Genomic DNA, 13,237 nt, shown 5'->3' with positions numbered 1-13,237 from the left:
ACTGGTGCTGTCCGGGCGGGAGGCCGTCGAGGACCGCGCCCGCGCGCTGCGGCTGCTGGGCCTGGAGCCCGGGACGCCGCTGCGGGTGATCGCGGTGGCGGCGGACGCGGGGGCGGGACCGGGCGCTGACACGGGCGCGGGCAGGAGCGCGGACGCCGGGGTGGAGGCCGTGGCGCTGCTGGGACGCGGCGCGCTGCGGGGCACCGTCCGGGTGGCGCGGGTCGGCTCGCTGGGAGCGGTGCTGGTACAGCGCCGGGACGGCGCGTCCGAAGGGCCGGGAGCCTTTGGCGGGCAGGCCGTCCCCGGCGGGCGAGGGGCCCCCGTATCCGCCCCGGACGGCACCGGCACCGGCACCGACACCGGCACTGCCTCACCGGCCGCGGAGCTGCGGGCGGCGATGCGCGAACGCGTCCGCGAGCGGAACGCGGCCCGCAGGCCGGCCCCCGGCACACGCGTCGGGATCGGGTCGGGGGCCGACCCGCTGGACGCCCACACCTCCTGGGCGCAGGCCCGCTCGGCCCTGCGGTTCGCGGTGGCGGGCGCTCCGGAGGAGGCGGTGGCCGACCACGACGAACTCGGCCCGCTCGCGCTGCTGGCCGACATCCCGCTGGAGCGGCTGCGCGCCCAGGCGGACGTACGGCGGCTGGGGGAGCTGGGGGAGCCGGCGCACGGCGAGCGCGGCGGCCCCACCACCGGGCAGGCCCGGCCGGGAGGTGAACTGCTGGCGGCCCTGGCCGCGTTCTGCCGCACCGGCTCGCTGCGGCAGGCCGCCGCCGAACTGCACCTGCACCACAGCTCGGTGGCCGCGCGCCTGGCGCACGTGGAGAAGGAGACGGGCTGGCGGCTGCGCGATCCGCAGGACCGCTTCCGCGCCCAGCTCGCGCTGTACGCCCTGCGGCTGGCCGGTAACGGGGACGGCTGAGCGCTCACCTCCTCACCGGCCCAGCGCCCGGCCCAGCACCGCGACCGCCTCGGCCGTCGCCCGCCGGATGACGGCGGCGTGCTCCACCGCCCACGCGCCGTGGAAGGTGCCGGGGAGCAGGTGCAGTTCGGCGGGCACCCCGGCGGCCAGCAGGGCGCGGGCGTAGTCGATCCCCTCGTCCCGCAGCGGGTCGAACTCCATCACCGACACGTACGCGGGCGGCAGGCCCGCCAGTCCGATGACCCCGGCACGGGCGGGGGCGGCGTACGGGGAGACGCCGGCGGTGCCCCGCACCCCGTGCCCCAGATACGCGTCCCAGCTGATCGCGGCGTTGCGCCGGTTCCACACGGGCGTGTCGGTGAACCGCCGCGCGCTGGGGGTGGAGAGCCGGTCGTCGAGCGCGGGGGAGCACAGGTGCTGGAAGCGGACCGCCGGGCCGCCGCGGTCGCGGGCTAGCAGGGCCAGCCCGGCGGCGAGCCCGGCCCCGGCGCTGTCGCCCCACAGGGCGATCCGCCCGGGCAGCACCCCCAGCTCCCCGGACCGCTCCACCAGACCGCACAGCCCGGCGTAGCAGTCCTCCAGGGGCGCGGGGAAGGGGTGCTCGGGCGCCAGCCGGTAGTCGACCGAGGCCACCACCACCCGCAGTTCCCGGCACAGCAGCAGGTTCCAGTCGTGGTCGACGTCCGGCGAGCCCAGCATGAAACCGCCGCCGTGCATGCCGTACACCGCGGGCAGCGGGCCGCGTACGCCGTGCGGCCGGTACAGCCGCAGCCGCACCGCGGGCGCTCCGGCCGGTCCGGGGACGCGTATCTCCCCGACGTCCACGCCGCCGGTGTCGGCGGCCGCCACCGCCGCGGCCACCTGTCCGGCCTGCGCGGCCCGTGCCGCGTCGAGGTCGAGCAGCTCCACCTCGGGGATCAGCGGGAGCGCCGCGGCCAGTTCGGGGTCGAACCGGTGGCGCGGGCCCATCTGCGTCCTCCGATCGTCGGCCCAGGGCACGGCGGGGCGTGCGGCGGCGTTGTGATGAGACGGTGTCACGGGCTTCCTCCCAGGTCATCAGACGTGTGTCGGGAGTACGGCCGTCCGGGCCCGACACCTGTGCGCTTTCCACCGCGTCCTCCCCGCCGGCCCGCCCGGCGATCGGCCCGGTGACGATGCCGAAAGCCGCCCTGAGCAGCGGGAAGACCTCCCCGGCGCGGGAAGCGGACCGCTCTTGACGCCGGCGCGGTGCCTCCCTATGGTCTCCCCGCTCGACCGGAAATTTTCCGGAAGGCGCCGATCCGCACCGTACGGGCCCGCCGCCCGGCCGCCGGCGGAATCCCGGGGCCCGACGGGAGCACCAGAAAGGGACCAGCCTTGACCACGACCCCCACCCCCTCCGGAAGACCCGCCCCCGCCACGGCGCGCCCCCGGCGCGCCCGCGGGCTGCGCCGTCTGGCGATGCCCCTGCTGCTCTCCTGCGGGATGTGCCTGGGCGCCCTGGCCGCGGCCGGCCCGGCCCAGGCCGGCCAGGCGAACGACACCGTCGTCGAGACCACCCGGCACGGGGGCAGGACCGTCGCCCTCACCTTCGACGACGGCCCCGACCCCGACGACACCCCGCGCCTGCTGGAGGTGCTGCGCAAGCACCGCGTCAAGGCGGTCTTCTGCCTGTGGGGCGACCACGTCGAGGAGCACCCCGAGCTGGTCCGCGCGATCGTCGCCGGCGGCCACACGCTGTGCAACCACACCATGCACCACGACGACATGGCCACCTGGTCCCCCGAGGACATCCGGGCGGACCTGGCCGAGGCCAACGCCGCGATCCGCCGCGCCGCGCCGGGCGCGCGGATCCCCTACTTCCGCGCGCCGTACGGCAGTTGGGGGCAGACGCCGCAGGTGGCGGCCTCGATGGGGATGCAGCCGCTGGGCTGGCGGCTGGTGATCGGCGACTGGGAGCCGCACAGCGCCGACGAGTTCGCCCGCCGCATCACCGAGGGCGTCACGCCCGGGGCCGTGGTGCTGCTGCACGACGGCGGCGGCGACCGCAGCGCGACCGTCGAGGCCGTCGACCGTGCCATCCCGCGGCTCAGGGCCGAGGGCTGGCGCTTCGACAAGCCCGCCCGCCGCGGCTGAGCCCGCCCGTGACCGGCCCGGCCGGCCTCCGAAACCATCGGGAGACCCGTATGAGACCGAACACGACGCGGTTCGCCTTCCTGCGCGACCGCACGGGGCGGGCGGGCGGCTACGTCGTCGCCCTGCTCACCGGAGCCCTGCTCATGGGCACGGCGCCGTCCACCCCCGCCGCACCGGGCGACTCCCCGGCATCCGCCGGAAACACCGCCGGGAGTGCGGCGGGCGAGCGCTCGGGCCGCGCCTGGGTGGGCACCTGGTCCACCACGCCCACGGCCGTCCCCGCCTCGGACACCACCGTGTTCGAGGACCAGACCATCCGCCAGACCGTCCGCACCAGCATCGGCGGCGACAGGGTGCGCGTCCGGCTGTCGAACGAGTTCGGCGACCGGCCCCTGGTCATCGGCGAGGCCCGCATCGCCCGCCGCTCGGGGGGCGGCGGGTCCACCGCCGTCGACAAGCGCACCGACCGCGCGCTCACCTTCGGCGGGCGCTCCTCGGTGACCGTCCCCGCGGGCGCGCCCGTGCTCAGCGACCCGGTCTCCCTGCGGGTGCCGGCGGGCTCCGACCTGGTGGTGAGCATCCACCTGCCCGAGCGCACCCCGGGCTCGACGGTCCACGCGTTCGCCTTCCAGCACAACCACGTGGCCTCCGGCAACGTCACCGGGCACGCGGACATCACACCGACCGCCACCATCGACCGCTGGTACTTCCTGACCGGCGTGAGCGTGAGCGCCGACCGCTCCAAGGGGGCCGGGAAGCCCTCGGCCGTCGTCGCCCTCGGAGACTCCATCACCGACGGCTCCGACACCGAGGCGAACGCCAACCACCGCTGGCCCGACTTCCTCGCCCGGCGCCTGGCGAAGGCCCGCGGACCGTACCCGCGGGGCGTGCTCAACCAGGGCGTCAGCGGCAACCGCCTGCTGCACGACCCCAACCCCCCGGCCGGGACCGGCGCCGAGGACTACGCGGCCTACTTCGGCCAGAGCGCGCTGCGCCGCTTCGACCGCGACGTGGCCGCCCAGCCCGGCGCCGGGCACGTCATCGTCCTGCTGGGCGTGAACGACCTCGGCCACCCGGCCGCGGGCACCGCTCCCGCTTCGGAGAAGGTCACCGCCCGGGACGTCATCGACGGCCACCGCCAGCTCATCGCCCGCGCCCACGAGCGGGGACTGAAGATATACGGCGGCACGATCCTGCCGTTCAAGGGCGACACCTTCGGCTTCCACAGCGAGGAGAGCGAGGCCGCCCGCCAGGCCGTCAACCACTGGATCCGCACCAGCGGCGAGTACGACGGGGTGATCGACTTCGACCGGGCCCTGCGCGACCCCGCCGACCCCGAGCGCCTGCTGCCGCGCTACGACAGCGGCGACCACCTCCACCCCAGCGACGCCGGGGCGGAGGCGATGGCCGACGCCGTCCCCCTCCACCTGCTGCGCTGACCACGCCCCGCGGCGCACCGCACCGCGCGGCGACCGTGCCCCCCTCCGGCACGGGCGCCGCGCGGCGTCCGGCACCCGGGCGCTCACAGCCCGGGCAGCGCATCCTGCTCGACCTCCCGGCGCACGGGCGCCGGGGCCGTGCGCAACGCCAGCTTCTCCCGGCACTCCACCCCCAGGCCCCACAGCCGCGCCTGCCGGTCGCGCAGCGGCCGTCCGCACATCCGGCACGTCACGCGCGGCCGGCCCTCTCCGGACGGTTCGGGGCTGCCGGGGAGCGGTACGGACTCGGGTCCGGGATCGGGTTCGGCGGTCATCCCACCGGTCTACCAGGCCGCGCACCGCCGCGCGAGAACGGCTCCCGCGGAACGCCGGAGCCCGCCTCCCCGGCCTCCTCAGGCGCCGATGGGGATGCGCAGGACCTGCCCCGGGACGATCACGTCGGGGTCGGTGACCTGCGGGTTGGCCCGTACGATCCGCCGGTACTGCCCGGCGTCCCCGTAGTGCTCCCTGGCGATGGCCGAGAGGGTGTCCCCCCTGGCGACCTTGTGTTCGCGGTAGCCGATGTAACCCGGCACGATCCGCGGCCCGTAGATCACCGGGACGGTCACCGTGCCGATCTCGCTGCCGTCCTTGGGGCTGACCTCGAAGACCTGCACGAAGAGCCGGTCCAGCCGGAACTCCGCGCCGCTGACGTCCATCCGGACCTGGAACTGCCCGTGCTCGCCGGAGCCGCCCCCGGCGGAGAAGGACTTGGCGACCTCGTCGTGGCCCTCCCCGACGCGGCACCGCAGCATGGCCTCGAAGCCGGTGCCGACGCCGGCCACCAGGATCGGATCGCCCACCAGGTCGAACTCACGCGGTTGGTCGATGCGGTTGGTCATGGAAACCTCCGTTGTGGACGCTCGGTCGGGGCGCCGGTGACGGGTGCCCGTGTGGGAAGGCTGAACTCACTTGCTGCGGAGGCGACTTCGAAGGCCGCAGGGAATCGGCCACCGTCCACCGGCCGTCCTGCCACCGGCCGCCCCCTCCGGGACGCCGCCGGAGCCCGGGTCAGACGAAGGTGCACGGCACGACGTGGTGGAAGCGGAACATCCTGAAGACGAGGGCGACCCTGCGCGGGACCCGGCACAGGCGCAGCCGCCCGGAGGCGGCGGTGCAGCGGTGGTGCAGCCGGAGGAACAGGTTGATGCCGGAGCTGTCGCAGAAGGTGACGTCGGACATGTCGATGACCAGCTCCCGGCGGGAGTCCGCCAGCTCCGTGAGGGCGGGTTCCAGGCCCGCCGCGGTATGGAGGTCGAGCTCACCCGAGAGGTGGACCATCGGGGGCGTCTCGAGCGGCGACGGCGCCGCGAGGGTGGACCCGGCTGTCATGGAAGCACCTTCTTCGGTGTGAGGGTGGGGGAGACCCGCCGCGCCCACCGCATCCGGCGGGCACGGGTAGACCTCATCACCGCCTGCCGGGTGCCGGTAAGTCCCGGACGGGCCCCGGCGGAGGGCCGAAGGTCCCCTCCGCCGGGGCCCGTCGGCCGTCGGCCGTCCGCCGCCTCCGGGCGGCACGCGCGGAGGCCGCCGGCCGCACACCGTGCGGTGTGCGGCCGGCGGCCTCGGCTGCCTCGCGGGTACCTGCGTCGCTCCCGTGGGGAGGGGCGGCGGGAACGCCGGGGAGCGGCGTTCCCGGTGCCGGTCAGAGGTCGAAGTACATCTCGAACTCGTGCGGGTGCGGGCGGAGCTGGATCGGGGCGATCTCGTTGGTGCGCTTGTAGTCGATCCAGGTCTCGATCAGGTCGGCGGTGAAGACTCCGCCGGCCTGCAGGTACTCGTTGTCCTCCTCCAGGGCCTCCAGGACGGCCGGCAGGGAGGTGGGCACCTGCGGGACGCCCGCGTGCTCCTCCGGGGCCAGCTCGTAGAGGTCCTTGTCGATCGGCTCGGCCGGCTCGATCTTGTTCTTGACGCCGTCCAGGCCGGCCAGCAGCAGGGCCGAGAAGGCCAGGTACGGGTTGGAGGACGGGTCCGGGGCGCGGAACTCCACGCGCTTGGCCTTCGGGTTGGAGCCGGTGATCGGGATGCGCATCGCGGCGGAGCGGTTGCGCTGCGAGTACACCAGGTTCACCGGGGCCTCGAAGCCGGGCACCAGGCGGTGGTAGGAGTTCACCGTCGGGTTGGTGAAGGCCAGCAGCGACGGGGCGTGCTTGAGGATGCCGCCGATGTAGTACCGGGCGGTGTCCGACAGGCCCGCGTAGCCCTGCTCGTCGTAGAACAGCGGCTCGCCGCCGGACCACAGCGACTGGTGGACGTGCATGCCCGAGCCGTTGTCGCCGAAGATCGGCTTCGGCATGAAGGTGGCGGTCTTGCCGTTGCGCCAGGCGACGTTCTTGATGATGTACTTGAACAGCATCAGGTCGTCGGCGGCCGCCAGCAGCGTGTTGAACCTGTAGTTGATCTCCGCCTGGCCGGCGGTGCCGACCTCGTGGTGCTGGCGCTCGACCTTCAGGCCGACCCGGTCCAGCTCCAGGGACATCTCGGCGCGCAGGTCGGCGAAGTGGTCGACCGGCGGGGTCGGGAAGTAGCCGCCCTTGTAGCGGACCTTGTAGCCGCGGTTGTCCTCCAGCGCGCCGGTGTTCCAGGCGCCGGCCTCGGAGTCGATGTGGTAGAACGACTCGTTCGCGCTGGTCTGGAAGCGCACGCTGTCGAAGACGTAGAACTCGGCCTCGGGCCCGAAGTAGGCGGTGTCCGCGATGCCGGAGGAGGCGAGGTACGCCTCGGCCTTCTTCGCCACGTTGCGCGGGTCCCGGCTGTACTGCTCGCCGGTGATCGGGTCGTGGATGAAGAAGTTGATGTTGAGCGTCCTGTCGCGGCGGAACGGGTCCAGACGGGCGGTGGACAGGTCCGGCAGCAGCGCCATGTCGGACTCGTGGATCGCCTGGAAGCCGCGGATCGAGGACCCGTCGAAGGCCTGCATCTCGGACGGGTCGAACGTCGAGGCCGGGATCGTGAAGTGCTGCATGATGCCCGGCAGGTCGCAGAAGCGGACGTCGACGAACTTCACGTCGTTGTCCGCGATGTACTTCTTTGCCTCGTCGGCGTTCTGGAACATCCAAGTCCTCCTAGTCCCGCCGCGAGGGGACGGGGTGGCAGCTCGAGTGGCAGTCCAGTGCGATGTCCTGCTGTCGCCCGACCTTAGATTTGCGGGATTTCTCAAGCATGACCCATTTGTTTCGGTGATGTTAACCGGACGAGTGTGCGGACGGTCGCTTCCGGTGCCGTCCCCGGCGCCGCCCTCGCGGCCTTGTGCGGTCCCCGCAGCCCGGCCGGGTACCCCGTAAGGCCGCGCGTTACCGTTGACGGGTGGACAACAGGCAAGTAATCGGATCCTGGCTCTCCGGCCCCAGGGCCGCGGCCGAGCAGATGGGCGCGGACTTCGGCTACCGGGGCGAGCGGCTGGGCCTTCCCCAGGACGGGCCGGGGTCCATCGCCCCGCTGGGACGCCGGTTCGGCGCGATCTTCGTCGACTGGGGCCTGTGCATGCTGATCGCATACGGTCTGCTCACGGGCGGCGACCTCGGTTCGGCGGGGAACTGGGCCCTGCTGGTCTTCGCGGTGCTCGGCGTCCTCACCGTCGGCACGGTCGGCTCCACGCCGGGCAAGCGGCTGCTGGGCCTGCGGGTGGTCTCCGTGGGCGGCGGGCGGCTCACGCTGCCCCGCGCGGTGGTGCGCACGGCTCTGCTGGCGCTCGCCGTGCCGGCGCTCGTGTGGGACCGCGACTCGCGCGGCCTGCACGACCGGCTCTCCGGCGCCGTGCAGGTGCGGATCTGAGTGACCACCGCCCCCTCGGCGGTACGAAGACCCCGCCGCGAGCGGTGAGCCGCGGGGCGGACCGGCGCGGGCCCGCGGGCGGATACGGATGTGGTGGAGGCCCGGAACTCTTCGGAGTTCCGGGCCTCCACCACATCCGTATCCGCCCGGTGCGCCGGGCGCGTGCGCGCCTCAGCGGCGGGTCGGCCCCTTCGGCATCCGCATGCCGCGGGGCATCGGTCCCTTGGGCATCGGCAGGTTGTTCATCAGGTCGCCCATGGCCCGCAGCCGGTCGTTGGTCTCGGTGACCTGGGGGCCCTGGAGCACCCGGGGGAGCTTGAGCAGCTTGGTGCGCAGCTTCTTCAGCTCCGTCTGGCCCTCGCCGGTGCCCACGACCACGTCGTGGACCGGGACGCCGCTGACGATGCGCGCCATGCGCTTCTTCTCGGAGACGATCAGGGAGCGCACCCGGTTCGGGTTCCCCTCGCCGACGAGCACGATGCCCGCCTTCCCCACGGCCCGGTGGACGACGTCCTGCTGCCGGTTCATGGCCACGGCCGGGGTGACCGTCCAGCCGCGGCCGATGTTGTCCAGGACGGCGGCCGCGGCGCCCGGCTGACCCTCCATCTGGCTGAACGCCGCCCGCTCGGCCCGGCGGCCGAAGACGATGGCCATCGCGAGGAAGGCCAGCAGGAAGCCCAGGATGCCCAGGTAGACGGGGTGGCCGACCCAGAAGCCGATCGCGAGGAGAACACCGAAGGTGACGAGCCCCACGCCCGCGAGGACGAAGCCGATCGACTTGTCGACGCGCCGCGTCATCTTGTACGTCAGGGCGATCTGCTTGAGCCGCCCCGGATTCTCGGATGTTTCCTTCCTCGCCATACAGCGAAGTCTACGTCGCCCGCCTGCGCCCGGTCGCCGCGGCCTCCAGGACGGCCGCGGCCTCCCCCCGGGCGCGTGCCCGACGGCGGTCCTCCAGGACGGCCGCCCAGGCGTTGCGGCGCGCGGTGCGCTGCCCGCCGGGCAGCAGCAGCCCCTCCAGTCTTCCCAGGATCCGTGCGGTGGTGTGCACCGGAAGGTCCCCTCCCCATGGCGGGCCCCGCGGGGCCGGTGGTGCGGGCGGTCCGTGGTCCCCACCCTCGCCGAACGGTGTTACCAGCGGGTGACGACGCGGTCAAAGGCGCCGAAGGCGCAGGGAGCGGATCAGGCCACGGGGAGGGGAGGGCGTCACGCCGCGGTGGCGCCCCGGCGCTCGACCGCCTGCCGGTACAGGCGCCCGGCGCGGTAGGAGGAGCGGACCAGCGGGCCGGACATGACGCCGGCGAAGCCGATCTCGTCCGCCTCGTCCTTCAGCTCCACGAACTCCTGGGGCTTCACCCAGCGCTCCACCGGGTGGTGCCGGGGCGAGGGGCGCAGGTACTGGGTGATGGTGATCAGCTCGCAGCCCGCCTCGTGCAGGTCGCGCAGGGCCTGGCTGACCTCCTCGCGGGTCTCGCCGAGTCCGAGGATCAGGTTGGACTTGGTGACCAGCCCCTCCTCGCGGGCCCGGGTGATCACCTCCAGCGACCGCTCGTAGCGGAAGGCGGGGCGGATGCGCTTGAAGATCCTCGGGACCGTCTCGACGTTGTGCGCCAGCACCTCCGGGCGCGAGGAGAAGACCTCGGCGAGCTGCTCGGGCACCGCGTTGAAGTCCGGGATCAGCAGCTCGACGCCGGTGTCCGGCATCAGCGCGTGGATCTGGCGGACGGTCTCGGCGTACAGCCAGGCGCCGCCGTCGGGCAGGTCGTCGCGGGCGACGCCGGTGATCGTGGCGTACCGCAGCTCCATCTGCTGAACGGACTCGGCCACCCGGCGCGGCTCGTCGCGGTCGAACTCGGCGGGCCTGCCGGTGTCGATCTGGCAGAAGTCGCAGCGCCGGGTGCACTGCTCGCCTCCGATGAGGAAGGTGGCCTCGCGGTCCTCCCAGCACTCGAAGATGTTGGGACAGCCGGCCTCCTGGCACACCGTGTGCAGACCCTCGCGCTTGACCAGGGACTGCAGTGCGTTGTACTCGGGGCCCATCTTCGCCCGGGTCTTGATCCACTCGGGCTTGCGCTCGATGGGGGTCTGGCTGTTCCGGACCTCCAGGCGCAGCAGCTTCCTACCGTCGGGTGCGACAGCGGACACGTCCGGCACTCCCCTTATGTGTTGGTGGCCTTTGAATCTTCGGCGCACACCAGGGTACGCCTTGGCTTGTTCGGGTCAGACGGCGCGGGGCAGCGCTTCCGCGGACTCCAGCACCGCGCGCAGGTGCTTCTCCGCCACGGGCAGCACCTCGGCGACGGTCACCGGCCTGCCCAGCTCCTGCGAGAGCGAGGTGACCCCGGCGTCCCGGATGCCGCACGGCACGATGCGGTCGTACCCGGTGTTGTCGGAGTCGCAGTTGAGCGCGAAGCCGTGCATGGTGACGCCCTTGGCCACCCGGATGCCGATGGCGGCGAGCTTGCGGTCGTCGCCGCGCTGGCCGGCGTTGGAGGGGGCGTACTCCGGGCCGCGCAGCCTCGGGTCGTACTCGTCGTCGTGGAGTCTCGGGTCGAAGTCCAGGTCCAGGCCGCCCGGAGCGGTCTCCCTGCCGGACTTCCCGGGATCGCCCAGCACCCACACCCCGCTGCGCCCCTCGACCCGGGTGGTCTCCAGGCCGAACTCCGCGCAGGTGCGGATCAGCGCCTCCTCCAGCCGCCGCACGTGGGCGACGACGTCCACCGGACGGGGCAGCTTCAGGATCGGATAGCCGACGAGCTGGCCCGGGCCGTGCCAGGTGATCTTGCCGCCGCGGTCCACGTCCACCACGGGGGTGCCGTCCAGGGGGCGCTCGCTGTCCTCGGTGCGGCGGCCGGCCGTGTACACCGGCTGGTGCTCCAGCAGCAGGCAGGTGTCGGGGATCTCGTCGGCGAAGCGGGCCGCGTGGACCTCGCGCTGCCTGCGCCACGCCTCCAGATACTCCACGGCGTCCTCGCCGAAGCCCAGGTGGACAAAGCGCAGCTCGCTCACGGCGGCTCCTCCTCCGGTCGTCTCGGGCCGCGGCCCAGGTCGTCGCGGGTCCCGGCAGCCACTGTACGGCTCCGGGGCCGGGGACCGGCGGGCCGGTGGCGGCCGGCCGGTCCCCGGTGACGGACCGCGACGGGAGGACGCCGAACGGTTCCGCTCACCGCGCCCACTCACACGTATGGATGAAACCCGCGCTCAGACCCCCGGAGGGGCGGAGCGGACGGCTACATTCGCGCCGTTCCAGCAGGGCGCCCCGGCGTCTGTCGTACCCCAAGCCGTGAGGCAGGAGACCGCAAAGCCGATGTCGACGGAACGACCTGGGAAATCCTCCCAGCGCACCCCCAACCGCCAGCTCGCCGCGCTCATCGCCGAGGCCGGGTTCTCCAACGCCGGACTCGCCCGGCGGGTCGACCAGCTCGGGTTGGAGCACGGACTGGACCTCCGGTACGACAAGACCTCCGTGACGCGCTGGCTGCGCGGGCAGCAGCCGCGCGGCACGACGCCGGCGCTGATCGCCGAGGTCTTCACCCGCCGCCTGGGCCGCAGGCTCACCGCCCAGGACCTGGGCCTGGACGCGTGCGCGCCGGTCTACGCCGGGCTGGAGTTCGCGGCCACACCCGGCGAGGCGGTGGACATCGTCGGGGGCCTGTGGCGCAAGGACACCGGGAACCACGCCGAGCTGCGCAAGATCGCCTTCACCCCGGCCGGGCTGGTGGTGCCCAGCCGGGACTGGCTGATCGGCCGTCCCGACGAGCGCGTGGCGCGCGGCGAACCCGCGCCGGAGGCGCCCAGGGTGCCCTCCCAGGGCCGCGGCCCCCTGTCACCCGCCGCCGTACCGCCGCCCCGGGTGGGGCAGGCGGCCCGGATCGAACGGGTGGAGCGGGGCCCGGGGCAGCGGGTCACGGCCGGGGACGTCGCCGCCCTGCGCTCGGTCGGCGAGCTGTTCCGCGCCCTCGACCACGCCTACGGCGGCGGCCACGCCCGGCAGGCGCTGGTGCGCTACCTGGAGCACGAGGCCGAGCCGATGCTGCGCGGCGCCTACGGGGAGCAGACCGGGCGCCGGCTGTTCGCCGCGGTGGCGGACCTGACCCGCCTGGCGGGGTGGACGGCGTACGACATCGCCGCGCACGGGCTGGCGCAGCGCTACTTCGTCCAGGCGCTGCGGCTGGCCCAGGCCGCCGGGGACCGGGCGTACGGCAGCTATGTGCTGGTGACGATGAGCAGGCAGGCGGTGTACCTCGGGCACGGCCGCGAGGCGGTGCAGCTGGCGCGGGTCGCCCAGCAGGGCGTCGGCTCCTCGGTGCCGCCTGCCGTCCAGGCGCTGCTGCACGCGGTGGAGGCGCGCGGGCACGGGGTGCTGGGGGAGGTGCGGGCGTGCACGGCGTCGCTGGCCCGCGCCGAGCGGGCGCTGGAGCAGGCGCGGCCGGGCGACGAGACGCCGCACTGGGCGCGGTTCTTCGACGAGGCGCAGCTCGCCGACGAGTTCGGGCACTGCCACCGGGACCTCCAGCAGTACCGGGCGGCGGCCCAGCACGCCGAGCGCTCCCTGCAACTGCGGGGCCCGGGCTATGTGCGCAGCCGGCTGTTCTGCCGGATGGTGCTGGCCACCGCCCGGCTGGGGCTGGGCGACGTGGAGCAGGCGTGCGCCCTGGCCGCGGAGTCGGCGCAGCAGGCGGCGGAGATGCGCTCGGTGCGGGCGCACGAGTACGTCAAGGACTTCGAACGCCGGCTGGAGCCGTACCGGGACGCCACACCGGTGCGCACCTACCGCGAGCGGGTCGCCGCCCTCGTCTGACTCCCCCTGACCACCGGAGCCCTCCGCCGCCCCACATACCGCAGCCCTCCGTGCCGCCGGCCGGGCCGCCCGGGCCGTACGCCTACGCGCCCCCGCCGTACGCCTACGCGCCGCCCCCGCTGCCGGGCCCGCCGCCGGAGCTGGTCG

14 protein-coding genes are annotated in these 13,237 nt (G+C 74.1%); 5 read left to right on the top strand and 9 right to left on the bottom strand.

Translation table 11 applies throughout. From position 1 onward, the window contains the following. On the top strand, positions 1 to 922 hold a 922-nt coding region (locus ACLIYP_RS25570; RefSeq protein WP_412715470.1), incomplete at its 5' end, for a PucR family transcriptional regulator. A gap of 12 nt (positions 923 to 934) precedes the next feature. On the opposite strand, the gene ACLIYP_RS25565 is transcribed toward ACLIYP_RS25570, so the two are convergent. Next, a complete protein-coding gene (locus ACLIYP_RS25565) occupies positions 935 to 1,891 on the bottom strand; it encodes an alpha/beta hydrolase (protein WP_412715471.1) in 957 nt (318 codons plus the stop codon). Between the two features lie 387 nt (positions 1,892 to 2,278). On the opposite strand from ACLIYP_RS25565, the gene ACLIYP_RS25560 reads away from it, so the two are divergent. Together ACLIYP_RS25560 and ACLIYP_RS25555 are read left to right on the top strand one after the other, a co-directional pair. Continuing rightward, positions 2,279 to 3,037: a polysaccharide deacetylase family protein gene (locus ACLIYP_RS25560; protein WP_412715469.1), complete on the top strand. Its 759-nt coding sequence runs from the start codon at positions 2,279 to 2,281 to the stop codon at positions 3,035 to 3,037. A gap of 50 nt (positions 3,038 to 3,087) precedes the next feature. Then, complete coding sequence (locus ACLIYP_RS25555) at positions 3,088 to 4,476, top strand: SGNH/GDSL hydrolase family protein (RefSeq protein WP_412715468.1); 1,389 nt, start codon at positions 3,088 to 3,090, stop codon at positions 4,474 to 4,476. Between the two features lie 83 nt (positions 4,477 to 4,559). On the opposite strand, the gene ACLIYP_RS25550 is transcribed toward ACLIYP_RS25555, so the two are convergent. The 4 genes from ACLIYP_RS25550 to glnA all read right to left on the bottom strand — a co-directional run bounded on the left by ACLIYP_RS25550 (position 4,560) and on the right by glnA (position 7,570). Then, on the bottom strand, positions 4,560 to 4,790 hold the full coding sequence (locus tag ACLIYP_RS25550; protein ID WP_412715467.1) for a DUF6011 domain-containing protein: 231 nt from the start codon (positions 4,788 to 4,790) through the stop codon (positions 4,560 to 4,562). A 78-nt stretch (positions 4,791 to 4,868) separates the two neighbouring features. Further along, on the bottom strand, positions 4,869 to 5,357 hold the full coding sequence (locus ACLIYP_RS25545) for a Gmad2 immunoglobulin-like domain-containing protein (protein ID WP_412715466.1): 489 nt from the start codon (positions 5,355 to 5,357) through the stop codon (positions 4,869 to 4,871). Positions 5,358 to 5,526: 169 nt separating this feature from the next. Then, positions 5,527 to 5,847, bottom strand: a complete 321-nt coding sequence (locus ACLIYP_RS25540) for an STAS domain-containing protein (protein ID WP_412715465.1) — start codon at positions 5,845 to 5,847, stop codon at positions 5,527 to 5,529. Positions 5,848 to 6,160: 313 nt separating this feature from the next. After that, complete coding sequence (glnA, locus tag ACLIYP_RS25535; protein WP_412715464.1) at positions 6,161 to 7,570, bottom strand: type I glutamate--ammonia ligase; 1,410 nt, start codon at positions 7,568 to 7,570, stop codon at positions 6,161 to 6,163. A gap of 251 nt (positions 7,571 to 7,821) precedes the next feature. Between glnA and ACLIYP_RS25530 the strand changes: the two genes are divergently transcribed. Beyond that, positions 7,822 to 8,289 carry an RDD family protein gene (locus ACLIYP_RS25530; protein ID WP_412715463.1) on the top strand — a complete coding sequence of 156 codons (468 nt, stop codon included), beginning with the start codon at positions 7,822 to 7,824 and terminating at the stop codon, positions 8,287 to 8,289. Positions 8,290 to 8,460: 171 nt separating this feature from the next. Here the strand turns inward: ACLIYP_RS25530 and ACLIYP_RS25525 are convergent, their stop codons facing one another. The 4 genes from ACLIYP_RS25525 to lipB all read right to left on the bottom strand — a co-directional run bounded on the left by ACLIYP_RS25525 (position 8,461) and on the right by lipB (position 11,298). After that, positions 8,461 to 9,150 carry a DUF4191 domain-containing protein gene (locus tag ACLIYP_RS25525; protein ID WP_412715462.1) on the bottom strand — a complete coding sequence of 230 codons (690 nt, stop codon included), beginning with the start codon at positions 9,148 to 9,150 and terminating at the stop codon, positions 8,461 to 8,463. Positions 9,151 to 9,160: 10 nt separating this feature from the next. Continuing rightward, positions 9,161 to 9,340, bottom strand: a complete 180-nt coding sequence (locus tag ACLIYP_RS25520) for a hypothetical protein (RefSeq protein WP_410538837.1) — start codon at positions 9,338 to 9,340, stop codon at positions 9,161 to 9,163. 155 nt (positions 9,341 to 9,495) lie between these two features. Beyond that, positions 9,496 to 10,434 (bottom strand): lipoyl synthase, encoded by a 939-nt coding sequence (gene lipA, locus ACLIYP_RS25515; RefSeq protein ID WP_412715461.1) that lies wholly within the window; start codon positions 10,432 to 10,434, stop codon positions 9,496 to 9,498. Positions 10,435 to 10,509: 75 nt separating this feature from the next. Next, positions 10,510 to 11,298 carry a lipoyl(octanoyl) transferase LipB gene (lipB, locus tag ACLIYP_RS25510; protein WP_412715460.1) on the bottom strand — a complete coding sequence of 263 codons (789 nt, stop codon included), beginning with the start codon at positions 11,296 to 11,298 and terminating at the stop codon, positions 10,510 to 10,512. Positions 11,299 to 11,596: 298 nt separating this feature from the next. On the opposite strand from lipB, the gene ACLIYP_RS25505 reads away from it, so the two are divergent. Beyond that, positions 11,597 to 13,090 (top strand): regulator, encoded by a 1,494-nt coding sequence (locus ACLIYP_RS25505; protein WP_412715459.1) that lies wholly within the window; start codon positions 11,597 to 11,599, stop codon positions 13,088 to 13,090. Positions 13,091 to 13,237: the final 147 nt, after the last annotated feature.

The organism is Streptomyces nanhaiensis (genome assembly GCF_046614825.1).
GTDB lineage: Bacteria > Actinomycetota > Actinomycetes > Streptomycetales > Streptomycetaceae > Streptomyces > Streptomyces radiopugnans.
This window is presented reverse-complemented; position numbering and strand designations above follow the sequence as displayed.